General features: G+C 64.5%; 22 protein-coding genes. 13 read left to right on the top strand and 9 right to left on the bottom strand.

The window, feature by feature from the left end:
* Nucleotides 1-38: 38 nt before the first annotated feature.
* From EOB80_RS06250 to EOB80_RS06230, 5 genes are read right to left on the bottom strand one after another with little or no spacing between them, the layout of a single operon-like run.
* Entirely contained in the window at nucleotides 39-467 is a 429-nt protein-coding gene (locus EOB80_RS06250) for a DUF4440 domain-containing protein (protein ID WP_127327036.1), read from the bottom strand.
* Nucleotides 464-1,519, bottom strand: a complete 1,056-nt coding sequence (locus tag EOB80_RS06245) for an aldo/keto reductase (protein ID WP_127327035.1) — start codon at nucleotides 1,517-1,519, stop codon at nucleotides 464-466. The genes EOB80_RS06250 and EOB80_RS06245 overlap by 4 nt, the downstream gene beginning before the upstream one ends.
* Nucleotides 1,516-1,869 (bottom strand): TIGR04076 family protein, encoded by a 354-nt coding sequence (locus EOB80_RS06240; protein ID WP_127270671.1) that lies wholly within the window; start codon nucleotides 1,867-1,869, stop codon nucleotides 1,516-1,518. The genes EOB80_RS06245 and EOB80_RS06240 overlap by 4 nt, the downstream gene beginning before the upstream one ends.
* On the bottom strand, nucleotides 1,870-2,352 hold the full coding sequence (locus EOB80_RS06235) for a DUF3830 family protein (RefSeq protein WP_127270673.1): 483 nt from the start codon (nucleotides 2,350-2,352) through the stop codon (nucleotides 1,870-1,872).
* Complete coding sequence (locus EOB80_RS06230) at nucleotides 2,349-3,083, bottom strand: GntR family transcriptional regulator (protein WP_127327034.1); 735 nt, start codon at nucleotides 3,081-3,083, stop codon at nucleotides 2,349-2,351. The genes EOB80_RS06235 and EOB80_RS06230 overlap by 4 nt, the downstream gene beginning before the upstream one ends.
* A 126-nt stretch (nucleotides 3,084-3,209) precedes the next feature.
* Here EOB80_RS06230 and EOB80_RS06225 point away from each other — a divergent pair, with 126 nt between their 5' ends.
* From EOB80_RS06225 to EOB80_RS06205, 5 genes are read left to right on the top strand one after another with little or no spacing between them, the layout of a single operon-like run.
* Nucleotides 3,210-4,007, top strand: coding sequence for an ABC transporter ATP-binding protein (locus EOB80_RS06225; RefSeq protein WP_127327033.1), 798 nt, complete (start codon nucleotides 3,210-3,212; stop codon nucleotides 4,005-4,007).
* Nucleotides 4,004-4,753, top strand: a complete 750-nt coding sequence (locus tag EOB80_RS06220; protein ID WP_127327032.1) for an ABC transporter ATP-binding protein — start codon at nucleotides 4,004-4,006, stop codon at nucleotides 4,751-4,753. The genes EOB80_RS06225 and EOB80_RS06220 overlap by 4 nt, the downstream gene beginning before the upstream one ends.
* A complete protein-coding gene (locus EOB80_RS06215; protein WP_127327031.1) occupies nucleotides 4,750-5,658 on the top strand; it encodes a branched-chain amino acid ABC transporter permease in 909 nt (302 codons plus the stop codon). The genes EOB80_RS06220 and EOB80_RS06215 overlap by 4 nt, the downstream gene beginning before the upstream one ends.
* Nucleotides 5,655-6,638 carry a branched-chain amino acid ABC transporter permease gene (locus EOB80_RS06210; protein ID WP_164762538.1) on the top strand — a complete coding sequence of 328 codons (984 nt, stop codon included), beginning with the start codon at nucleotides 5,655-5,657 and terminating at the stop codon, nucleotides 6,636-6,638. The genes EOB80_RS06215 and EOB80_RS06210 overlap by 4 nt, the downstream gene beginning before the upstream one ends.
* Complete coding sequence (locus EOB80_RS06205; RefSeq protein ID WP_127327029.1) at nucleotides 6,635-7,939, top strand: FAD-dependent oxidoreductase; 1,305 nt, start codon at nucleotides 6,635-6,637, stop codon at nucleotides 7,937-7,939. Before EOB80_RS06210 ends, EOB80_RS06205 begins: the two co-directional genes overlap by 4 nt.
* Before the next feature lie 8 nt (nucleotides 7,940-7,947).
* On the opposite strand, the gene EOB80_RS06200 is transcribed toward EOB80_RS06205, so the two are convergent.
* From EOB80_RS06200 to EOB80_RS06185, 4 genes are read right to left on the bottom strand one after another with little or no spacing between them, the layout of a single operon-like run.
* Entirely contained in the window at nucleotides 7,948-8,604 is a 657-nt protein-coding gene (locus EOB80_RS06200) for a GntR family transcriptional regulator (RefSeq protein ID WP_127327028.1), read from the bottom strand.
* 13 nt (nucleotides 8,605-8,617) lie between these two features.
* Complete coding sequence (locus EOB80_RS06195) at nucleotides 8,618-9,928, bottom strand: aspartate aminotransferase family protein (RefSeq protein ID WP_164762528.1); 1,311 nt, start codon at nucleotides 9,926-9,928, stop codon at nucleotides 8,618-8,620.
* Nucleotides 9,929-10,987: a phosphotransferase gene (locus EOB80_RS06190; protein ID WP_127327027.1), complete on the bottom strand. Its 1,059-nt coding sequence runs from the start codon at nucleotides 10,985-10,987 to the stop codon at nucleotides 9,929-9,931.
* Nucleotides 10,984-12,279 (bottom strand): ArgE/DapE family deacylase, encoded by a 1,296-nt coding sequence (locus tag EOB80_RS06185; RefSeq protein WP_164762537.1) that lies wholly within the window; start codon nucleotides 12,277-12,279, stop codon nucleotides 10,984-10,986. The genes EOB80_RS06190 and EOB80_RS06185 overlap by 4 nt, the downstream gene beginning before the upstream one ends.
* A gap of 169 nt (nucleotides 12,280-12,448) precedes the next feature.
* Here EOB80_RS06185 and EOB80_RS06180 point away from each other — a divergent pair, with 169 nt between their 5' ends.
* The 8 genes from EOB80_RS06180 (at nucleotide 12,449) to EOB80_RS06145 (ending at nucleotide 21,580) form a co-directional block, all read left to right on the top strand.
* Entirely contained in the window at nucleotides 12,449-13,150 is a 702-nt protein-coding gene (locus tag EOB80_RS06180; protein WP_245466258.1) for a GNAT family N-acetyltransferase, read from the top strand.
* Nucleotides 13,147-15,873 carry a LuxR C-terminal-related transcriptional regulator gene (locus EOB80_RS06175; RefSeq protein WP_127327025.1) on the top strand — a complete coding sequence of 909 codons (2,727 nt, stop codon included), beginning with the start codon at nucleotides 13,147-13,149 and terminating at the stop codon, nucleotides 15,871-15,873. Before EOB80_RS06180 ends, EOB80_RS06175 begins: the two co-directional genes overlap by 4 nt.
* An 83-nt stretch (nucleotides 15,874-15,956) precedes the next feature.
* Nucleotides 15,957-17,078, top strand: coding sequence for a class II histone deacetylase (locus EOB80_RS06170; protein WP_127327024.1), 1,122 nt, complete (start codon nucleotides 15,957-15,959; stop codon nucleotides 17,076-17,078).
* Between the two features lie 4 nt (nucleotides 17,079-17,082).
* Nucleotides 17,083-17,940, top strand: a complete 858-nt coding sequence (urtB, locus tag EOB80_RS06165) for an urea ABC transporter permease subunit UrtB (protein ID WP_127320912.1) — start codon at nucleotides 17,083-17,085, stop codon at nucleotides 17,938-17,940.
* Entirely contained in the window at nucleotides 17,937-18,923 is a 987-nt protein-coding gene (locus EOB80_RS06160; protein WP_127327023.1) for a branched-chain amino acid ABC transporter permease, read from the top strand. Before urtB ends, EOB80_RS06160 begins: the two co-directional genes overlap by 4 nt.
* Nucleotides 18,920-19,624 carry an ATP-binding cassette domain-containing protein gene (locus EOB80_RS06155; protein WP_127327022.1) on the top strand — a complete coding sequence of 235 codons (705 nt, stop codon included), beginning with the start codon at nucleotides 18,920-18,922 and terminating at the stop codon, nucleotides 19,622-19,624. Before EOB80_RS06160 ends, EOB80_RS06155 begins: the two co-directional genes overlap by 4 nt.
* A gap of 2 nt (nucleotides 19,625-19,626) precedes the next feature.
* Nucleotides 19,627-20,328, top strand: coding sequence for an ABC transporter ATP-binding protein (locus tag EOB80_RS06150; protein WP_127327021.1), 702 nt, complete (start codon nucleotides 19,627-19,629; stop codon nucleotides 20,326-20,328).
* 82 nt (nucleotides 20,329-20,410) lie between these two features.
* Nucleotides 20,411-21,580 (top strand): substrate-binding protein, encoded by a 1,170-nt coding sequence (locus EOB80_RS06145; RefSeq protein WP_127327020.1) that lies wholly within the window; start codon nucleotides 20,411-20,413, stop codon nucleotides 21,578-21,580.
* Nucleotides 21,581-21,592 lie beyond the last annotated feature (12 nt).

The raw sequence follows: 21,592 nt of genomic DNA, 5'->3' as shown, positions 1-21,592 counted from the left end.
CTTTCGTTACTCGACTGTATTTGAATTCTGGAGCCTGTTCAGCGTTCCGGCACCTGCAGCCAGGTCTCATGCAGATGTCGCCATTCAACGCCGTTGGGCGCCGATGAACTGGTGGTGAAGACGGCACTGGACTGGCGACGGCTGTGCTTGCCTGCGCGCAGCTGCGCTTCGACATAGAGGACGACGATGGTATCGGCGTCCTGCCAGCCGGGCCGGATGTCCTCGATCGAAATGGCAAAACCTTCATCGCAAGAGGCGCGGCTTGAGCGGACATGATCGACGACCGCTTCGCGATCGAGAATCTGCCCGTCCGGCGCCACCATGCTGAGGTCTTCGCCCATGGCGCGTTCGAAGCGGCCGAAGTCCACCGTGTTTGCGCGCGCGGCGACGAACCAGTCGACGAAGAAGCGATGCAGGTCGATGATTTCAGCGCTGGCGCGTGAAAACAGGGAGGGCTCGCCGCTCATTTCTTCCCCGCATTGAGGTTGTAGTGCATGATCGAGCCGTGGCGGCCATGGCGGTCGCGCTCCAGCGTATAGACGTCGCCCTCAAGGCCGGTGCCTTGTGCGATGACGGCGGCAATCCGCACCCGGTCCTCGGCGTCGAGCGCAACGTCCATGATCTTTGCATTGGCCAGCGCATGCGCCTGGTTGCGGGCGCCGACGATGACGGCCGCCACTTGCGGCTGCTCCAGCACCCAGGCGCTGGCGATGGTGGCGATGTCGACGCCGTGGCGATCGCCAACGGCCTTCAGCGCCTGAAGCAGGTGCTGGAAAAGGCCCCAGCCGCCGAAATCGTCGATGATCAGCTTGTATTTCACCAGCGAGCGGTTTTCGAGCGGCGTGGCCGGTTCGGCCACGCCGAGCCATTTGTCGCTGAGAAAGCCGCCGGCCACCGAGCCATAGCAGAGGAAGCTGACGCCGTGTTTGGCGGCGAGGTTCGCCAAGCTGTTGCCAGGCCGCTGGTCGAGCACGGAATATTGCAGCTGTTGACTGACCAGCGGTATGCCGGCGGCAAGGATTTCAGCCAGGCGCGGCGTGTCGAAATTGGTGGTGCCGAGATTGCGCACCTTGCCTTCAAGACGAAGCTCGTCGAGCCAGCCCATCGCCTCGACATAGCGAGGCTGCGCATAGTCCCACCAGTGGAACTGAACGAGATCGAGCCGCTCGGTCTTCAGCCGCCGCAATGACTGGTCGACGATGCTCCTGATGTAGTCGCGGCTGATGCTGGCCAGCCGTTCGAGGTCGGGCACCAGCTTGGTGTGCACCTTCATCCGGGCGGCGACATCGAGGCCGCGCTCACTGGCCAGTCGCAGGCGCGCGGCGCCGATCAATTCCTCGACGCCGGTGTAGATGTCGGCGCAATCATAGGTCCAGATGCCGGCATCGAATGTGGCGATCAGATCGGCCACCGCCTGGCTGCGGTCGATGGCGCCGTGGCCGCCGGCCAGCTGCCAACCGCCGCGGATGACGCGCGAGATGGTGTAGCCAGAGCCGAGTTCGAAGGTCTTGGCACTCATCTCAGATCATCCTCTTTAGGCAGCGGCACCGCCGTGGTCTCGGCGTGGCTGAACCGCCGCTTGGCCATCCTGACGATCCTCAGCCGGCTGGCGCAATTGGGATCGGGACAAGCGATCTCCGCGTCCGAGGTCATCCAGTCGTTCGGGTGGGTTGGGCGCTGCTTGGCCGCCAGCAGAGGCAAGACGGCGGCGAGCGAATAGATCGAAAAACCCTGCCCTGCCGGCATCGACAGCATCTCGCCCTTAAGTTCGAAATAGTCGCCTTCCTTGGCGCCGCAATAGATCGGCTTGCCCTCCGGGATGACCGCCTCGACGCGCAGATCGAACAGCTCGAAACTGTCGTCGGCCATTCAGGCCTCCATCAGGCTGAAGGTAACATCGCAGGCGCCGTTGCGGCGGATGACACCGCAAGCGGCGGCGAACCGGTCACGCTCTTCGACGCGCACTTGCGCCACCACGCTGCCGGCCAGCCAGCCGATCGGGAACAAGAGCCGCGCGCCCTGCCCGTAGTAGAGGCCGATGTCGAAGATCGCATTGGGATTGCCGCCCCACATGCGTGGCGGCACGTAGGAAAGCACGATGTCGCCCGGCTGCGGCGTCAGCGTCGCGTTCTCGGCCGGCAACGGTTTCGCATAGGCCTGGCCCTCGAGATCGGCCGCGGGAACCGGACAGGAGATTTCCGGCCCCGTCCACATCGCATGGATGCCAGGGACGACACGTGGCGTGCCGAGATAGGCCGAGAGGAAGGCAGCGTTTTCCGGTGCCTTCTCGGGCAGCAGCAGCGCCGTGACGGAAAGCTGCGAGCGCGGCTCGGTGATCCTGATGGCGGTCATGTCTGGTCTTTCGCGGCGGCGGCCTGCAGCTTGCTGCGCAGGAAGGTGAAGGGGCGGCTGATGTCGGCGACAAGCGATTCGCGCGCCGCCTGCGCATCCTGCGTGGACAGCGCCGTGACGATGCGGCGGTGATACTGGGCGGTGTCGACTTCGCCGGCTTCCGAGAAGGCATAGATAGCGACGCGGATGCAGGGCCCCGATTGCAGCCACAGGCTCTCGATCATCGGGATCAGCACGGCCGAGCCGCAGGAGCGGTAGATCTCGAAATGAAAGCTCTGATTGAGCGTCACTTCGCGATCGACGTCCTTCTTGTGTTTCAGCGCCCGCATCTCGTCCCATTCGCCGAGAATGGTTTCGATGGTGGCGATCTGGCGCGGGCCCATGCGGGCGGCGGCCAGCGCGATCGCTTCGCCCTCGATCAGGATGCGGGCACGCAAGAGATCATCCAGCCGTTCCAATGTGATCGGCGGCACACGCACCGAACGGTTGGGCAGCGCCTCCAGCGCCTTTTCCGTGATCAGCCTGCCGAGCGCCTCGCGCACCGGCATGGTCGAGGTGACCAAGGCGTCAGCTAGGCCACGGATGGTCAGCACCTGGCTCGGCTCGAACAGGCCGCCGATCAGGGCGCGGCGCAATTCCGAGTAGACGCGGTCCTGCACAGTTTCGCGGCCGACTGGCGCAAGCTGGGCCGCGATCGCCTCGTTGTTCTTTTCGATGGCAGCCTTTTGCATGGAATTCCGTTCTTGGCCGGTTTTCGGCTTGCGGATGAAATTAAAGCCGAATAGCGTGATCAAAGCAAGTGTGATCACAAATCATAATGAGGAGACGGCAACGATCGTCTTCGGCCAGAGGGTTTGATGAGCGAGGCAACCAAACGGCAAGGGGAAACCCGCGCGCCGGTTCTGACGGCAAGGAATGTCGTCAGGCGGTTCGGCGGCCTTGTCGCGCTCAACGATGTCTCGTTTGACGTCAAAGCGGGAGAAATCCTCGGCTTGATCGGCCCCAATGGTGCAGGCAAGACGACGATGTTCGACCTGCTCGCCGGCAGCATCCTGCCGACCAGCGGCGAGATCCTATTCAACGGCACGCCTGTCTCGGGCGAAGCCGCGCATCTGCGCATCGGTCATGGCCTTGGCCGAACTTTTCAGATCCCGCGCCCGCTGCCCAATCTGACGCTGATCGAAAACATTATGCTGGCCGCACAGGGCCAGGCCGGCGAAAAGCTGCTCGCCAATTTCATCACGCCATGGCGCGTCGCCGCGCAGGAAAGAGCCGCCAGGACAAAGGCGCTCGAACTGCTGGAACTGGTCACCCTCACCCATCTCGCGCATGAGCCGGCGCGGGTGCTTTCCGGCGGCCAGCGCAAGCTGCTCGAACTCGCCCGCGTGATGATGGCCGACCCGGCGATCATACTGCTCGACGAACCGGCGGCCGGCGTCAACGCGACGCTGCTGGAGGTCATCATCGACCGCATCCGGGACATCAACGCGCGTGGCATCACCTTCCTGCTGATCGAGCACAATATCGATATGGTGACGCGGCTTTGCCATCGCGTCCTCGTCATGGCGAGCGGCCAGCTGCTCAGCGAAGGCACGGCCGAAGAAGTCGCTCGCGACCCACGTGTCATCGAGGCCTATCTCGGAGGCGCGGCATGAGCGAGATCGTCCTCGATGTCCGCGACCTCGAAGCCGGTTACGAGCCCGGCGTGCCAATCGTGCGCGGCGCCTCGATCACTGTCAAAAAAGGCGAGATCGTCGTCGTGCTGGGCCCCAACGGCGCCGGCAAGTCGAGCTTCATCAAGGCCATCGCCGGCCTCGTCCCGATCACCGGTGGCACGGTGTTTCTGGACGGCAAGGACATCACCGCTGCGCCTGCCCACACCATGGTGCGGCTCGGGCTTGCCTTCGTGCCGCAGACCGAAAACATCTTTCCGCTGATGTCGGTCGAGGATAATCTCAGGGTTGCCTGCGGCATCCTTGAACGGCGCGAAATCCCTGCCCGCATCGAGGAGATGTATGCTGCCTTCCCCGACCTCGTCCGCCAGCGCCGCACCGCCGCCGGCAATTTGTCGGGCGGGCAGCGGCAGATGCTCGCTGTCGCACGGGCGCTAATCGTTCACCCCAGGGTGCTGGTGCTGGACGAGCCGTCGGCCGGCCTGTCGCCGAAATTCGTCTCGATGGTGTTCGAGATGCTGGCCGGCATCCGCAAGTCCGGCGTCACCATCCTGCTGGTCGAACAGAATGCCAAGGCGGCGCTCGCCATCGGCGACCGCGCCTATGTCCTGGTCGAAGGCAAGGACCGGCACGAGGGCATCGCCTCCGAATTGTGGAACGATCCGGTGGTCGCCGAACTCTATCTCGGCCAGCGCCCATCTAAGGCAGGGAAAGGAGGTGAGGCATGAGCCTGCAATTTGTCGTCGACGGATTGCTGACGGGTTCGATGATCGGCCTCGGCGCCATCGGCGTGACGCTTACCTATTCGATCCTGCGCTTCTCGAACTTCGCCCATGGCGACTTCATGGCATGGGGCACCTATGCGACGCTGGCCGTCGTCAGCGCCATCGGTGCGACAGTAGGCAAGGTGGCGCCGATCGCACCGCTGTCCTTCGGCTGGCCGCTCATTGTTGCGCTCGTTATCGGCATGGCCTTCACCGCGCTCTTGGCGCTGCTACTCGACAAGGTGCTGTTTTCGCGGCTTCGCTCGCAAGGCCAGGCGATCATCGTGGTGATGGCGAGCTTCGGCGCCTCGATGGCGCTGAGAAGCCTGCTCGAATTCACCTTCACCTCGCGGCCGACCTATTTCAGCCGCGCGATCCAGATCGCCATGCCGGTCGGCTTCGGCATCCGCATCACACCCGACCAGATCGCGCTTTTGCTGCTGACCGCGGTGCTGGTGCTCGGCGTGCATCTGTTGATAACGCGCACGCAGACCGGCCGCTCGATGCAGGCCTTGAGCCAGAACGCGGCGCTGGCCCGCATCGTCGGCATCGATGTCGCCAGCGTGGTGCGCGTCACCTGGGTCATCGGCGGCGCTCTCGCCTGCGTCGCCGGCGTGATGATCGGCATTCTGGTGCAGATCCGCCCGTTCATGGGCTTCGACATGCTGCTGCCGATGTTCGCCGCCGCCATTCTCGGCGGCATCGGCAGCATTCCCGGTGCGGTGCTCGGCGGCCTGATCATCGGGCTCGCCGAGGCTGGTGCGGTGCAGTTGATCGGCGCCGAGTGGCGCGCCGCCGTTTCCTTCATCATCCTGATGGCGGTGCTGTTCGTGCGGCCGATCGGCCTGTTTGGTGTGAGGGAACGCTGATGGACCTGCTCGGCTACGGCGCCTTCTTCCTGACCACAGCGCTGATCTTCTCGCTGGTCACGCTAGGGCTCAATTTGCAGTGGGGCCTGACCGGGCTGTTCAATGTCGGCCTCGCCGGCTTCGTCGCCATCGGCGCCTACACATCGGCGCTGCTGACCACACCGGACGATGCCGCGCGGCTGGGCGGCTTCGGCCTCCCGATCCTTGTCGGCTGGGCGGGCGCCATGGTCGTCGGCGGCATCGCTGCAGCGCTTACCGGCATGGCAACGCTGCGGCTGAAATCCGACTATCTGGCGATCACCACCTTCGGCGTCGCCGTCGTCGTGCAGTTGGTCGCACTCAATGCGCAGAAGCTGACGGGCGGCCCATTCGGCATCGGTTTTATCCCGCGCCCCTTCGGCAGCCTTGCCGAGACGCCGTTGCTGTTCAACCTGTCCAACCTTGCCGTGGTCTCGGTCGTCACGCTGATCGCCTATCTCGCCTTGGAGCATCTGTCGCGCAGCCCATGGGGGCGGGTTTTGAAGGCGCTGCGCGAGGATGAACGGGCAGCGATCTCACTCGGCAAGAGCGCGCGTTTCTACCGCGTCCAGGCCTTTGCCGTCGGCGGCGCCATCATGGCGCTGGCCGGCGCGCTGCAGGCGCATTTCACCGGCTTTATCGCGCCGGACAATTATCTGCCGATCCTGACCTTCCAGGTCTGGGTGATGCTGATCGTCGGCGGCTCGGGCAGCAATCTCGGCGCCGTCATCGGCAGCATCCTGGTGTGGGCGATATGGGCCGGATCGGGCACGCTGACCAGCATCCTCTTCCCGCCGGAACAGCAGGCTCGCGCCGCCGCGCTGCAGATCGCCGCCATCGGCGTCATGCTCTGCGTCATCCTGCTGATCCGGCCGAACGGCCTATTCGGCGACAGACCGCGGCGGTCCTGGTTAGGTAAGCGGGCGAAGGCGGCGACGGCCAGGAGCATTTCGCCGTCATGAATGCCACGGTTCGGCGGGAAACGCATGGCGCTTCGCTGTGGCATGCCGTCAGCCGCAACCGCCGCGAGCGGCCGGCGCTGCAGAGCGGGCTCGCTGTCGACCTGGCCATCGTCGGCGGTGGCTTTTCCGGTCTTTCCACCGCGCTGCACGCGGCGGGGAAAGGCCTTTCCGTCGCCGTTCTCGAAGCCGAATTCATCGCCTGGGGTGCGACCGGCAGGAATGCGGGCTTTGTCGTGCCGAATTTCGCCAAAATGGATCCAGTCGACATACTGGCCCATCTCGGACCGTCGCGCGGCGAAAGGCTGATCGATTTCGCCGCCGGCAGCGCCGACCTGGTCTTCCGCCTGATCCGGCAGCACGGCATCGACTGCGACGCCGTGCAGAACGGATGGATCCAGCCTGCGCATTCGCCTGCCGCCTTCGAGAAGGTCAAGTCACGTGCCGGGCAATGGGCACAGCTTGGCCGGCCGGCAGTCACATTGGATCGGCAGGAAATCGAAGCCCTGACGGGCGTGCCGGGCTATGCCGGCGGCTGGATGGATCGTTGCGGCGGCGTGCTCAATCCGGTCGCCTATGCGCGCGGGCTTGCCGATGCGGCGGAGAAAGCCGGCGCGAAGGTCTTCGAGCAGACGCGCGTCGCCTCGGTTGATCGCATAGCCGATGGCTGGATGCTGAAAACCCCATCTGGCTCAGTACGCGCCGGCAAGGTGCTGATCGCCACCAACGCCTATGGCTGGTCCCTCAATCCGTCATTGCAGCGAACCTATTTCCCGCTGAAAGTCTTCCAGATCGCGACAGCGCCATTGCCTCGTGAAGTACGCAGCCGGTTGCTTCCCGGCGGGCAAGGTGTCGGTGACACCAGGCGCAATCTGTTCACCTTCCGCTTCGACACCGAAAACCGGCTGATCAGCGGCGGCATGAACATCCTTGGCGCCGGTGCGGATACGCGCGTACCGCAGACGATCTGGCGAAGGCTCGGCCGGCATCTCGGTCTGCCCGATCTCCCACCGCTTGCCTACAGCTGGTCGGGAATGGCAGCGGTTGAACCGGATTTTCTGCCGCACCTGATCGACCTCGGTCCGGGCCTGATCGCCGGACGCGCCTGCAACGGCCGCGGCATCGCCATGACCACGGCGATGGGCAAGGCGCTGGCGGACTGGGCCTTTGGAACCGAGGCCCGCGACCTGCCGCTGCCCTTTGCGCCGCCGGCGCCGATCCCGTTCCATGCCTTGCTGCGGCATGCGCCCAACATGCTGCTCGGCTGGAGCATGCTGCGCGACCGGCTGGACGGGACGAGCTAGGCCGACGGCTACCTGGCAGCGTCAAGGTTTGCCGACAGCACGGCGGCCGCCATCGCGATGTCCTCTTCTATGAAGACCCGCACAGTGGGGCCGCTGCGCTGCTCCAGTGCGGCGACGATCTTGCGATGCGCGTCGTTGGAGTGCGGGATGTAGCGATCGGCCTGCATCAGCAGCTTGAGATAAGGCCCAACCCGCCCCCAGAGGTCGCGGATCATGTTCAAAAGGATCGGCGCGCCGGCATGCTGGTAGATGGCGAAGTGGAACGCCTCGTTCAACGAGAGATAGGCCCTGGCGTCGCCGGCCTCGATGGCACGCTGCATGCCGGCGAGCGTCGCCTGTATGTCAGCCAGCCCGCTTTCGCTCATCCTGGTCGCCGCCATCTCGCCCGCCAGTCCCTCGACGGCGATACGGATGCGCGTCAGTTCCTCGAAGGCAGGCGCGGACAGCAACGGCACGATGACCGAGCGGTTGTTCTGCATCTCGAGCAGTCGCTCGGCGACAAGCCGCTGCAGCGCCTCGCGGATTGGCGTGGTCGAGATGCCGAACGTCTCGGCGAGCTTGCGTATAACCAGCGTCTGCCCCGGGCTGAAGCCGCCTGAAATCAACTCCTGCTTGAGCGCGCCATAAGCGCGGTCATTCAGGGTTTGATGTTCGAGCTTCAGCATGCGATCGGCCCGATCACCAGTTCGACAGCGCGCGATCGAGCGTCTCGGCCAGTTGCTCGGCATTGTCCCTGGCAAACGGCAGTGGCGGCCTGATCTTCAGCACATTGCCGCGCGGACCGCAGGACGAGATCAGCACGCCGTCCTCGCGCATGGCTTCGACGACCGCCGATGTCTTGGTGGCGGCCAGCGCCTCGTCACCGTCCGCCGTCAGCTCGACACCGAAATAAAGGCCGTTGTGCCTGATATCGGCGACCGCGCCATGCCGGCTCTGCAGGGCGCGCAGCAGCTCAGCCGTATAGGCGCCGACATTGCGCGCATTCTCGATCAGTCCTTCGCCTTCGATCACCTCCAGAACGGCGAGGCCGACGGCGGCAGCGACCGGATTGCCGCCGAAAGTATTGAAATAACCGGTGTTCGAGCCGAAGGAGGCGACAAGCTGCGGCCGCACAAGCACGGCGCCCATCGGATGCCCGTCGCCGATCGGCTTGCCCATCGTGACGATGTCGGGCTCGACGCCGTAATTCGCGAAGCCCCACATGCCCTGGCCGAGCCGGCCGAAGCCAGACTGGACCTCATCGGCAATGACGATGCCGCCGGCCTTTTTTACATGGTCGGCCGCCTCGCGCATCACCGCCGCATCCGGAAAGAAGATGCCATCGCTGGAAAAGGCCGAGTCGAGAAGCAATGCGGCCGGCCGGATATTCTTTGCGCGCATATCTTCGATGGCGGCAGCGACATTTCTGGCGAAATCATGTGCGGCCCGGCCATGGTCGCGGAACGTGTCCGGCGCTGTCACGGTGCGGTGCTGCGCGGGCACGCCCTTTGCCCCGACCGCCGCCGGCGACAGCTGCGCCGTCGCGATGGTGGCGCCGTGATAGGCAAAGTCGGTGATGATCACCCCGGTGCCGCCGCTGGAATGCTGGGCGATGCGGATGGCGAGGTCGTTGGCCTCGCTGCCGGTGCAGGTGAACATGGCATGGCCGAGGTGGGCCGGCACGGTGCCGAGAAGTTTCTCCGCGTAGTCGAGGATGATCTCGCTGAGATAGCGTGTGTGGGTGTTGAGCGTGGCGGCCTGCGCCGACAGCGCCTCGACGACACGCGGATGGCAGTGTCCGACCGAGGCGACGTTGTTGTAGGCGTCGAGGAATCTGCGACCCTGGGCATCGTAGAGCCACACACCGCTGCCACGCACCAGATGGATCGGGTTGCGGTAGAAGGCGCGATAAGTCGGCCCGAGCAGCCTGGCGCGGCGCTCGAGCAGCGCGCGCTCCGATGCTGCCGCGTCGGCATTTGAAGGATATGGCGAGGACTGGGACACGAGCATTTACTCCGGATTGGAATTGTCGAGAAAATAGCGGCGGGCATCGGTGGATGACAGACCATCCAGCTTTTCAAGCGAGGCCCAGACCTCGGTGGCGAGGCGCAGCACATAGTCGCGCTTGGCCGGGAAGCGCTCGGCCTGCCAACTGGCGATATTGACGATGAGCGCAAGGCGGGCACGGATCAGATTGAAGAGAATGCTGATCTCTTCCTCCTCGAGCGGCTGCACGGACTGATAGCCGGCGACGAAGCGCGCGGCCGGCGCCAGCGGATGGCCTTCCGCCGGCCAGCGATAGACGGCGCCGATGGCGAGGTCGCAGATCAGCGGCGAATGGATCATGTCGCCGAAATCGAGGATGCCGCTGACGATCTCCGGCCGCGACGCGTCCATCACCACATTGTAGGAGTTCATGTCGTTGTGGACGATCTGCGCGCGCAGGGTCTGGATGACCGGCGCCGCATGCTGCTCGAAGGAGTCGATCGCGCGCTCGACCATCGCCCGCCGGCCAACGTCACTGATATGCGCCATCATCGGCCGCGTCTTGGCGACCTTACGGATATCCCAGAGCAGGTCGCTGCCGGCGGCCGGGTGGAAGAAACCGCGCAGCGCCCGGCCAAGGCGGGCCAGGAAGACGCCGAGATTGCGATCCTGCGCATCGGAAGTCGGCGAGCGCGACAGCAGCTGACCGGGCAGATAAGTCACCAGCCGGATGATGCGCGGCGCCGATCCACCAACACTGGCCGCAAATTGCGGCTCGCCTTCAAGGCTTTTGCGCACCGAGGGAACCGGCAAGGTGGGGTCGACTGCAAGGATGTGGTCGAGCGCCTTGTTCTGGAAATCGGTGAAGCCGGCCTCTTCCGCCGGATGGGAGATCTTTAGAACGAACTCACGCTCGCCGTCGGCCTGGATGTGGAAATTGTGGTCGCGTTCGCCAGGCAGCGGACGCGCGGTGCCGGTCAGCCCATAGTGCCGGCGCAGGATGGCGAGCGCGTCGACCGTCGACACGTCAGGCGCGTCCTCGGCGAGTGTTTCGCCGAATGCATCGGGGACAGCCGAATTCATGGCTTAGCCTCGATAGGTTCGAGCCCGCACCAGTCGGCGATGAACAGCGCGATGGTCTGGGTGACCTTGCGCACCGAGTCGAGATCGACGGCCTCGTCATAGCCATGCGGCATGCGGCAGATCGGGCCATAGACGATCGCCGGCGTGTCGGCATAGAGGCCGAAGAAGCGTGCATCCGTCGTCGCCGAGGTGACGTGTTCCGTCAGCGGCTCGCCCCAGACGGCGGTATGGCTGCGGCGCAGCACGGATTCCATCTCGTCGGCACCCTCCAGCACATAGCCTTCGGCCATGAAGCCGTTGTAGGTGAGGCTCGGCGGACGATTGGCCAGGAACGGATCGGCACGCGCCGCTTCGGCGATACAGGCCTCGAGCTCGGCTCTCGCGTCTTCGAGCCTCTGGCCGGGATAGGTGGCGACGCGCATCTCGAAGACACATCGCGCCGGAACGCTCGATGTCCATTCGCCCCCTTCGATCTTGCCGAGATTGAAGCGGATCGGGTGCGGGTGATCATGGAAATGCTTGTCGTCGACCTTGCGCGCATTCCACACGATTTCGAGCTGCTTCAGCGCCTGGATGATGACGAAGGCCTTTTCGATGGCATTGGCGCCGGCCGAGAATGCACCCGACGCGTGCTGCGGATCGCCGTCGACCTCGACCCGGAACCAGATCGGCCCGACCTGTGCCCGCATCAGCTTCGGCTCCAGCGGTTCGGGAATGAAGGCGGCGTCGGCGCGGTAGCCGCGCTGCAGGCAGGCAAGCGCACCATTGCCGGTGCACTCTTCCTCGACTACCGACTGCAGGTAAACGTTCGCGGCCGGCTGATAGCCAAGGCTGCGCAAGGCGGTCAGCGCATAGAGACAGGCGGACAGGCCGGCCTTCATGTCGCCGGCGCCGCGGCCATGCATCCAGCCGTCCTCGATCACCGGGTCGTAGGGATCGCGCACCCAGCGGTCGAGCGGTCCGGTCGGAACGACATCGATATGGCCGTTGAGGATCAGCGAGCGGCCGGTCGCGTTTCGCGGCGTATGCGTGGCAACGACATTGAAGGCGTCGTCATAAGAAACTGCCACGGGTGAAAAACCCGGCAGGTCGCGAATCGCATCGACATCGACGCGCCACATGTCGACGGCATAGCCGTCGGCCTCAAAGGCAGCCGCCATGAACGATTGTGCGGCATGTTCCTCGCCACGCTGTGAAGGAAAACGCACGAGCTCTTGCAGAAACGCTAGCTGCCGCGCGAAGCCGTCATCGACCGCGCTCAGAATGGCCTCGTCCGCAATCCGCTCAGGCATCATATTTCACTTTCTTCTGAATGGTGTATCATATCTCATATGCCATTCCTGTGAAATGCAAGAGGCATACGCGCCAAACTTTCAGTCCAAGGTTTGCCGTTCGATGCTGCCATGGTCTTGGGGAGTTGGCATCGGATGCAGCAAGCCGATACTGCTATCTCTGGAAGACATGACGGGGAATGCGTTGATCACCGAAGACACGATGCCGGCCGAAATCACCGATCTTGCCGTTGGCTACCATCGCCTGCCGGCGGGCAAGCTTGCCAATGCGGTGACGTGGATGGAGGCGCGCTCGCCGCAGCCCGATCTCGCGCACCCCTTGGCCATGACACGGATCACGACGCCCGACTGCGCTTCCTATCGGGCGATCTTCCTCGAGATCGGCACGCCCTGGCTTTGGGACCGTGTTTCCGAAATGTCCGATGCCGAAATCACCGAGCATTTCGCCGACCCGCGCCAGCATCTCTACTACGGCCATGACGAGACCGGCGCCCATCTCGGTATGGTCGAATTCTTCGTCGCCGACAGCAGCGAGATCGAGATCATCTATTTTGGCCTGTTCCCGTCCCTGACCGGCAGGGGTTTCGGCAAACGGCTGATGGCCGGGGCACTGGACCTCGCATGGTGTCTCAACCCGAGCCGCATCTGGCTGCATACAAGCAGCTTCGATCATCACAGTGTCATCGGGTTCTACAGTGCCTGCGGGTTCGTGCCGTTCGCGACCGGATTTGAGATCGTCGACGATCCCCGGATCAAGGGAACCTTGCCGCGCGATGCCGCACCGCAGATTCCGCTGATCGAAACGGAGTGGAGCAATGGCAAGGGAGCCGCGCTTTCCCCGGAAAAGCGACAGTTGCGCGGACCTAGATGAGAACAGCCCCGCAATCCGTCAGCCAAGCGTCGCCGCACCATCGCCGATGGGTTCGCCGCGAGACCATCCTGTCGACGCTGGAGCGCCATATCGACACGCGCATCGTGCTGTTCGCCGCGCCCGCCGGCTTTGGTAAATCGACGACGATGGCGCAATGGGCCGCGGAAGTCGCGCGCCACGGTCGGCTGACCGCTTGGCTGTCCTGCGAGGCAACCGACAATGACGAGGGCGCCTTCCTGTCGCATCTGGTGGGCGCGCTGCGCCAACTGGTCCAGAGTCCGGCGGAACTCGATCTTGCCTTCCAGTCGAGCCCGATCCCCCAGCTCGATGTCGTGCTCTCGGCACTTGTGGCGGGTCTGGCGGCGCGCCAGGCCGACATCACCCTGTTCTTCGACGATTACCACGCCGTCGAGGCGCCGGCGGTGAAGCGGTTCATGGAGCGTCTGACCCGGCAGGCGCCGGCAAACGTCGCCTTCGTCATCGGCTCGCGCAGCCTGCCCGACCTGCAGCTCGGCAAGCTCCGGGTGCTTGGCGACGTCTTCGAAATCGGCCCGGACGATCTGCGCTTCGCCTCGTCAGAAGCGGAAGCCTTCTTCAACGACAAGCTGGGCTTGAGCGTCAGCAGCGGTGCGGTGGAAACCCTGTGCTCGCGCACCGAAGGATGGGCCGCCGGCCTGCAACTGGCCTCGCTGTCGCTGAGTGCCGCACATGCACCCGAAACCGTCATCGGCAACTTCACCGGCGCCAACCGAAACGTCGCCGACTTCCTGATGGGCGAAGTGTTCCTGGAACTGCCGCCGGCAATCGCAAAATTCCTGCTCTACAGTTCGATCTTCGAACGCTTCAGTGCCGAGGCCTGCCGAGCGGTGATGCGGGCGGCCGATGCCGAGGCGGCGATTACCGAGATCGAGACGCGCAACCTGTTCCTGGTGCCGCTCGACGAAGAACGGCGCTGGTTTCGCTACCATCATCTGTTCCGCGATTTCCTCAGCCGCGAAATGGAGCGGCGCGAACCGGAGATGATCGCGCCGCTGCATCTGGCGGCCGCCGAATGGTTCGGCGAGCGCAAGATGCTGACAGAGGCGATCGGGCACGCGTTGGCCGCCGGCGACCAGGCCCGCGCGGCGGTGTTCGTCGAGAACAATGCGCTCGACCTCATCGCCCAGTGCCAGCTCCTCTATGTGCGTCAGTTGCTTGCGCTGCTGCCGAGGACGCTGATTGACCAGCGCATCCGGCTGCAACTCGTCGTGCTGTGGCTGGCGGTGCACAGCAGCCAACCCGAGATTGCGCAGCAGACGCTTAGCAACGCGCGCAAGCTGGTCGAGGCCGGACCGGCCGACGGCAGTGACCCGGGCACCATGACCGGCACGACGATAAAGGCCGAACTCGTGGTCCTCGCCGCTGCCGTGCACAGCACGCTGGAGCAGTTCGATCAGGCGCGCGACACAGCCCTTGCGGCCCTGCGCGTCATTGCGCCCGATGCCTGGTTCATGGAGGGCGCGACCGCCAACGTCATAGGCTACAACCTCTATGCGCTGGGCGACCTCGAAGGTGCCCGCGCCGCCATCGACGCGGCACGACGGGCGCACGAGCGAAGCGGCAGCCTGCTCGGCGTCACCATCGCCAATTGCTACATGGCCGTGATCGAGCGTTCGGCGGGCCGCCTGCCCGCCGCAGAGCGGCTGCTGCGCAACGCCATCATCGAGGCCAGGGCGCGGATCGGTGCAAACTCCTATGGCGAAGCCCTAGCCGGAACGCTGCTTGCCGAACTCGCCTACGAGACCAATGCGTCGGGCGAGGCGTTGACGCTGGTCGAGAATCTCGGACCGCAGATCGAAGGCGCTGCGGTGATCGTCTATCCCTTGGCCAGCGTGCCGACCTATGCCCGCGTGCTGCAGCTGACCGGCCGCACCGAAGCGGCACTGGATATGCTTGAGCGCATCTATCAACGTGTGCGCGGCACCGTCTATCGCCGCCTGGCATCGATGATCGTGCATGACCGCATACGTGTGCTGCTCGACCAGAACCGCAATGTCGAGGCGCGCGCGCTGCTGACCGAGCATCGCGGCGAAGGGACCGAGGCTTCGATGGCCATCACCACCGCCAATGAGTTCGAATTCTTCGCCGAGGGCCGTCTGCTGACCGCCGAGAAATCTTATGCCGATGCAGCGGGGGTTTTCGACGCGCTTCTGGAGCGCACGAGAACCAGCGGCCGCATGCGTCGCCATATATTGGCGCTGATCCTGCGCGCCAAGGCGGCCAGCGCTGCCCACGATCAACGCGAGGCAGACCGCACTCTGCTCGACGCGCTGCGCCTCGCACAACCCTCTGGTTTCATCCGTTCCTTCGTCGACGAGGGAAGGTCTGTCGTCGAAGGGTTGATGCGGCTGCGTGCGGCTCAGGCAAAGACCGATCCCGCGCTGTCAGCCTATGCAGCACGCATCATCGATGCCGCGCAGGCGATGCCCGTGGCGACGCGCAAGCTGGCCGCACCAGCCGCTGAGAAGGAACAGCTCACCCAGCGCGAGGCCGAACTGCTGCGCTATCTCGCCGAGGGCATGTCCAATCGCGATATCGCCCTTGCGCTGTCGGTGAGCGAAACCACGGTGAAGTGGCATCTGAAGAACATTTTCGGCAAGCTCGCGGTGACCAACCGGGTCCAGGCCGTGCGCGCCGCGCAAGGGTCCGCAGGCGCCCATACCCCTCCGAAAGGAGGGGCATAGACATCTGGCACAGCCCCTCTTTCGGGTCGGGCCACATAATCGTTAGCCTGCTAGCGTCACCTGGTTTTCAGAGGACGCTGCGGATGGCGACAGGCTACGTTTTTCACGAACAGCTGATGTGGCATGACACCGGCTCCAGTGCCGACATGATGCCGCCCGGCCGCTTTGTGGAACCCGGCCGCCATCTGGAATCGCCCGGCTCGAAGCGCCGGCTGAACAACCTCATCCAGGTCAGTGGCCTGTCGCGTCATCTGGTGCCGATCATCCCAGAGCCAGTCTCGATCGAGGACCTGCTGCGCGTGCACACGCAACGCCATGTCGACGATATCCGCATGCTGAGCGAGCGTGGCTCCGGTTTCGCCGGACCACAGGCGCCGATCGGTCTCAACAGCTTCGACATCGCGCTGCTGTCGGCCGGCACCACCTATGCCGCCATGCGCGCGGTGCTTACCGGCCGCGTCGACAATGCCTATGCGTTGGCGCGGCCGCCGGGGCATCATGCCGAACCCGACCAGGCGATGGGCAACTGCCTGTTCTCCAACATCGGCGTTGCTGTCCGCCGGCTGCAGCATGAAGGTTTGCTCGGGCGCGCGGCGATAGTCGACTGGGATGTGCACCACGGCAACGGCACCGAGACGGTGTTCTATTCCGACCCGTCGGTGCTGACCATTTCCGTGCATCAGGACAATCTCTACCCGACCGGGCGCGGTGCGCTGGCCGACAACGGGAAAGATGCCGGCAAAGGCTACAACATGAACATACCTCTGCCGGGGGGCAGCGGCACCGGCGCCTATGAAGCGGCTTTCGACCGCGTCATCGCACCTGCGCTGCGCGCCTACAGACCGGACCTCGTCATCGTCGCTTCCGGCTTCGATGCGTCAGGCTTTGATCCGCTCGGCCGCATGATGCTCAACAGCGAATGCTTCAGGCGGCTCGCCGCGCGCATGGTGGCGTTGGCCGCGGAAACATCGCAAGGACGCCTGATCATGACCCATGAGGGCGGCTACTCCGAAGGTTATGTGCCGTTCTGCGGCCATGCCGTCATCGAGACGCTGGCCAATCACCGTACCGAAGTGGTCGATCCGCTGTCGGACCATATCGACGAGTGGGCTGGGCAGGATCTGCAGCCACACCAGGCTGCTGCGATCGATGCCGCAGAGGGGCTGCTCGCCGGCCTGCGCCAACGTCTCGCAAGCGCGGCCTGACGCGATGGATTTTCTCATCACCACGCTGCTCAATGCTCTGACGCTGATCAGCATCCTGATGCTGGTCGGGCTCGGGCTGGCGATCAGCTTCGGGCTGATGAACGTCACCAATTTGGCGCATGGCGAGTTCGTCACCGTCGGCGCCTTCGCTGTCTATTTCGTCCAGAGCATAGGCGGCTCTTTCTGGCTGGGCCTGGCCGCCGCGCCCATCGCCGGCGCGGTGGTCGGCTGCATCCTCGAATTCGCCATCATCCGCCATCTCTATTCCAGGCCTGTCTCGACCGTGCTCGCCACCTGGGGCGTCAGCCTGATCCTGCAGCAAGGGCTGGAACTGACCTTCGGCCTCGGCGCCAAGCCGGTGACGCCGCCGATCGAGGGCACGCTCGATCTCGTCTTCACCGTCTATCCGGCCTACCGGCTGATCCTGATCGGCATCGCCATGCTGACCTTGCTCGGCGTCATCCTGCTGATCAGCCGGACGCCCTTCGGCCTCGATATCCGAACCGTCATCCAGAACCGCGAGATGGCCGAGGGCGTCGGCATCAACACGCGGCGTACCTACGCCATTGCCTTCACCTTCGGCGCGGCCATCGCCGGGCTTGCCGGCGGACTGGTCGCGCCACTGGCGATCGTGCTGCCGCAGATGGGGGTGAACTATCTCGCCAACGCCTTCTTCGTCGTCATCGTCGGTGGCGTCGGCTCGATTGGCGGCCTTGTCGCCGGCAGCGTCTTTGTCGGCGGGCTGACCAGCATCCTCAATTATCAGATCTCGCCGTCGCTGGCGCAGGCGATCGTGCTGCTGGCTGCCATCGTCGCTGTCCGTCTGCGGCCCAACGGTCTGTTCAACGGAGCGTCGCGATGATCGCCCGTGATCGCAACTGGCTGCTGATCTTCGCCACCTGCGTGGCGCTCGCGATCATCTATCCGTTCTTTGCCGGCGGCTATCAGCTGACGGTGATCCGCGACGCGCTGATCTTCGGCCTGTTCGCGGCGAGCCTCGACTTCTTCTGGGGCCGCACCGGAATCCTGTGTTTCGGCCACGCCGCCTTTTTCGGCATCGGCGGCTACATCATGGCGCTGGTCACACTCAATGATGCCATCCCCTTTGGAAGCTTACTCGGCATCATGGGTGCGGTGGCGGGTGCGGCCTTCGTCGCCGCCATCATCGGCTACTTCCTGTTCTTCGGCGGCATCCGTGGCAGCTATTTCACCATCGTCACGCTGGCCATGGGCGTCATCTGCCAGCAGGCCGCGGTCTCCTGGAGCTCGGTTACCGGCGGCGACAGCGGCCTGATCGGCATCCCGCCGATCGAGTTCGATCTTGGCGGGCTGCACGTCGATCTCAGCCAGGATCTGCCCAGCTACATCTTCGTCTCGGCCATCGTCGCCATGACGGTGCTGGCGCTCTGGTTGATCAGCCGTGGCCGCTGGGGCACAGTGCTGACCGCCATTCAAGACAATGAAATCCGGGCGGCCGCGCTCGGCCACAATGCGCCATTGCGGCTGCTTGTCACTTTCGTCCTGTCGGCGGCGATCGCCGGCCTTGCCGGCGCCCTCTATGTCTGTATGGCCGGGCTGGTGGCACCCGATCTGTCCGGGCTGCTTCTGTCTACGGAAGTCATCGTCTGGGTGGCGGTCGGCGGACGCGGCACGCTGCTTGGGCCAGTACTGGGCGCCATCTTCATTCAGCGCGCCCAGCAGACGATCAGCAGCTTCAACCCGAGCCTGTGGCCGCTGCTGCTCGGCTGTGTCTTCGTCATCATCGTCTTCGTCCTGCCGGATGGCATCCTGTCGATCTACGCGCGGCTGAAAGGCCTGTTCAAGGGCGGGAGGCGCGCGCAATGAGCGACATCCTGCTGCAGGCTGAAAATGTCGGTATCCGCTTTGGCGGACTGCAGGCGCTGGAGGCTCTGAACCTCACCGTACGAGACAAGGAACTTTGCTGCATCATCGGGCCGAACGGCGCTGGCAAGAGCACCTTCCTCAACGTGCTGACCGGCACGCTGCGTCCGACCAGCGGCAGCGTGCGCTTCCTCGGCCATGACATCGCCGGATTGCCGCTGCATCGCATCGCCCGGCTCGGCATCGCCCGCAAATTCCAGATTCCCTCGGTTTTCCCGAACCTCTCGGTGGAGGACAATCTGAAGGTCGCGCGCTGGGGCGCGCCTTCGCCAGTGCGCCCGGTTGGTGAACTCTTGGAACTGGTCGCGCTCGGTAACCGTGCCGCCACGCTGGCCGGCGAGCTCGCGCATGGCCAGAAGCAATGGCTGGAGATCGGGATGGCGTTGGCGATAGAGCCGCGCCTGCTGTTGCTCGATGAACCCACTGCCGGCATGACGCCGCAGGAGACGCTGGCGACGGCGCAGATGCTGCTGCGCCTCAAGGGCGAGTTCTCGATCGTTGCCGTCGAGCACGACATCCGCTTCGTGCGGGCGCTGAACTGCGAGACATTGGTGCTGCATCAGGGACGCCGGCTGCGCAGCGGTCCTTTCCATGACATCGAGACCGACGAGATGGTCCGCGATGTCTATCTGGGGAGGCGCTGATCATGCTGCGAACGATGGCGGTGTCGGCCGGCTACGGTCTGCTCCCCGTGCTGAACGGCATCGACCTCAGCGTCGCGCCGGGCGAAGTCGTGGGCTTGCTCGGCCGCAACGGCGCAGGCAAGACAACGCTGCTGCGCGTCATCTCCGGCGGCTTGCGGGCAAGCGGCGGGGCGGTGGTTCTCGGAGACAAGGATCTCACCAACGCTCCGGCTTTCCGCCGCGCGCGCGCAGGCATCGCGCATGTGCCGCAGGGACGCGGGATCTTCAACCAGCTGACAGTGCGGCAAAACCTGGAAGTCGGCACCCGCGCCGCCAAGGACCGTGGCGACGGCGGCATCCCGGACGACATCTTCGGCTATTTTCCGATCCTGCGGGAGCGCGAAGCGCAGGTTGCCGGCACACTTTCGGGCGGCCAGCAGCAAATGCTGGCGATCGGCCGCGCGCTATGCGGCCTGCCCTCGGTGCTGCTGCTCGACGAGCCCTCGGAAGGCATCCAGCCGAACATCGTGCAGTCGATCGCCGAACTGGTGCCGCGCATCGCCCGCGAGCGCAGCATCGCGATCATTCTTGTCGAGCAGAATCTCGATCTCGTTCTCAAGGCATCGGACCGCTGCCTGGTGATGGAGAAGGGCAGGATCGTCCACGAAGGTGCGCCTGAGACCTTCGCCGACGAGACCCTGCTGAAGGACCTGTTGGCCCTATAAGGCGCGCGTGAAGCGCGCCTGGGAGCTTGTTGACTTGTAAGGCGTGCATGGGGCGCGCCTGGGACTGGAAGGGAACACAACAATGATAAGCAGAAGAACTGTCTTGAAATCCGGCGGCGCCGCGGCCGCCTTCGCCATCGTCGGCGCGCCTTCGATCCTGCGCGCCGCCGACACCGTCAAGGTCGGCCTGTCGATCCCGATCACCGGGCTGCAGGCGATCCTCGGCGAGACGCTGCTCAATTGCTACAAGCTGGCCGCCGCCGAGCTCAACGCCGCCAACGGCATTGGCGGACGCCAGGTCGAGCTCATCATCGAGGACAACCAGACCACGACCAAGGGCTCCATCGACAAGGCGCGCAAGCTCATCAACGAAGACAAGGTCGACGTGATCATGGGCACGATCATTTCGCCCGAGCGCAGCGCCACGCTGTCGGTCACCTCGAAGGCCAAGAAGCTGTTCTTCTACCCGACCAATTTCGAAGGCGGCGAATGCAACCGCTACTTCGTCGCCACCGGCCCGATCCCGATGCAGCAGGTCGACCCGATGATGCCGTGGGTGGCCGAGAACCTCGGCAAGACGATCTATGTCATGGCTTCGGACTATGCCTGGCCGCAGAAGATGACCGAGGCGATCACGGCGGCCTATGAGAAGGCCGGCGGCAAGATCATCGGCGCCGACTACTATCCGTTCGGCACCACCGATTTCGGCCCGGCCTTCCAGAAGATCAAGTCGCTGAAGCCCGATGTCGTCTGGTCGATGGTGGTCGGCAACGACGCCGTCACCCAGCTCAAGCAGTATCGCAGCTTCGACATCAAGCAGCCGCTGATCGCCCCGCTCGACGAGGTCTTCAACAAGGACGCGCTGCCGCCCGGCGTGGCGGCCGGCACCTATGCACCGCAACCCTACTGGATGGCGCTGGACAACCCGGTCAACAAGAAGTTCATCTCGAGCTTCCGCGAGAAATTCGGCCAGGAGAAGATGGTCAACGGCATCGGCGAGGCCGGCTACAACGGCCTGCATCTCTATGCGCTGGCCGCCGAGAAGGCTGGATCGTTGAAGGACGATGATGTGCTGGCCGCGCTGCCGTCGATCGAGTTCGACGCACCGCAAGGCAAGATCCGTGTCGACGCCACCAACAACCACACGCTGTGCCATTCCTATGTAGGCAAGGCGGCGGCCGACGGCATCGGCTACGAGATCGCTAAGGACTTCGGCACCATCGAGCCGGTGACGCCTTACTGCAAGGTGTAGGGTCTTCCGCCC

The organism is Mesorhizobium sp. M7A.F.Ca.MR.245.00.0.0 (genome assembly GCF_003997415.1).
Lineage (GTDB): Bacteria > Pseudomonadota > Alphaproteobacteria > Rhizobiales > Rhizobiaceae > Mesorhizobium.
This window is presented reverse-complemented; position numbering and strand designations above follow the sequence as displayed.

Bases quoted from the DNA above. Each gene is read 5' to 3' on its own strand.
- EOB80_RS06225 (WP_127327033.1), top strand. From the start codon at position 3,210: ATGAGCGAGGCAACCAAACGGCAAGGGGAAACCCGCGCGCCGGTTCTG.
- EOB80_RS06160 (WP_127327023.1), top strand. From the start codon at position 17,937: ATGATCGCCCGTGATCGCAACTGGCTGCTGATCTTCGCCACCTGCGTG.
- EOB80_RS06195 (WP_164762528.1), bottom strand. From the start codon at position 9,928: ATGCTCGTGTCCCAGTCCTCGCCATATCCTTCAAATGCCGACGCGGCA.
- EOB80_RS06175 (WP_127327025.1), top strand. From the start codon at position 13,147: ATGAGAACAGCCCCGCAATCCGTCAGCCAAGCGTCGCCGCACCATCGC.
- EOB80_RS06230 (WP_127327034.1), bottom strand. From the start codon at position 3,083: ATGCAAAAGGCTGCCATCGAAAAGAACAACGAGGCGATCGCGGCCCAG.
- EOB80_RS06190 (WP_127327027.1), bottom strand. From the start codon at position 10,987: ATGAATTCGGCTGTCCCCGATGCATTCGGCGAAACACTCGCCGAGGAC.
- EOB80_RS06220 (WP_127327032.1), top strand. From the start codon at position 4,004: ATGAGCGAGATCGTCCTCGATGTCCGCGACCTCGAAGCCGGTTACGAG.
- EOB80_RS06250 (WP_127327036.1), bottom strand. From the start codon at position 467: ATGAGCGGCGAGCCCTCCCTGTTTTCACGCGCCAGCGCTGAAATCATC.
- EOB80_RS06180 (WP_245466258.1), top strand. From the start codon at position 12,449: ATGACGGGGAATGCGTTGATCACCGAAGACACGATGCCGGCCGAAATC.
- EOB80_RS06185 (WP_164762537.1), bottom strand. From the start codon at position 12,279: ATGCCTGAGCGGATTGCGGACGAGGCCATTCTGAGCGCGGTCGATGAC.
- EOB80_RS06150 (WP_127327021.1), top strand. From the start codon at position 19,627: ATGCTGCGAACGATGGCGGTGTCGGCCGGCTACGGTCTGCTCCCCGTG.
- EOB80_RS06200 (WP_127327028.1), bottom strand. From the start codon at position 8,604: ATGCTGAAGCTCGAACATCAAACCCTGAATGACCGCGCTTATGGCGCG.
- EOB80_RS06145 (WP_127327020.1), top strand. From the start codon at position 20,411: ATGATAAGCAGAAGAACTGTCTTGAAATCCGGCGGCGCCGCGGCCGCC.
- urtB (WP_127320912.1), top strand. From the start codon at position 17,083: ATGGATTTTCTCATCACCACGCTGCTCAATGCTCTGACGCTGATCAGC.
- EOB80_RS06205 (WP_127327029.1), top strand. From the start codon at position 6,635: ATGAATGCCACGGTTCGGCGGGAAACGCATGGCGCTTCGCTGTGGCAT.
- EOB80_RS06170 (WP_127327024.1), top strand. From the start codon at position 15,957: ATGGCGACAGGCTACGTTTTTCACGAACAGCTGATGTGGCATGACACC.
- EOB80_RS06245 (WP_127327035.1), bottom strand. From the start codon at position 1,519: ATGAGTGCCAAGACCTTCGAACTCGGCTCTGGCTACACCATCTCGCGC.
- EOB80_RS06240 (WP_127270671.1), bottom strand. From the start codon at position 1,869: ATGGCCGACGACAGTTTCGAGCTGTTCGATCTGCGCGTCGAGGCGGTC.
- EOB80_RS06215 (WP_127327031.1), top strand. From the start codon at position 4,750: ATGAGCCTGCAATTTGTCGTCGACGGATTGCTGACGGGTTCGATGATC.
- EOB80_RS06155 (WP_127327022.1), top strand. From the start codon at position 18,920: ATGAGCGACATCCTGCTGCAGGCTGAAAATGTCGGTATCCGCTTTGGC.
- EOB80_RS06235 (WP_127270673.1), bottom strand. From the start codon at position 2,352: ATGACCGCCATCAGGATCACCGAGCCGCGCTCGCAGCTTTCCGTCACG.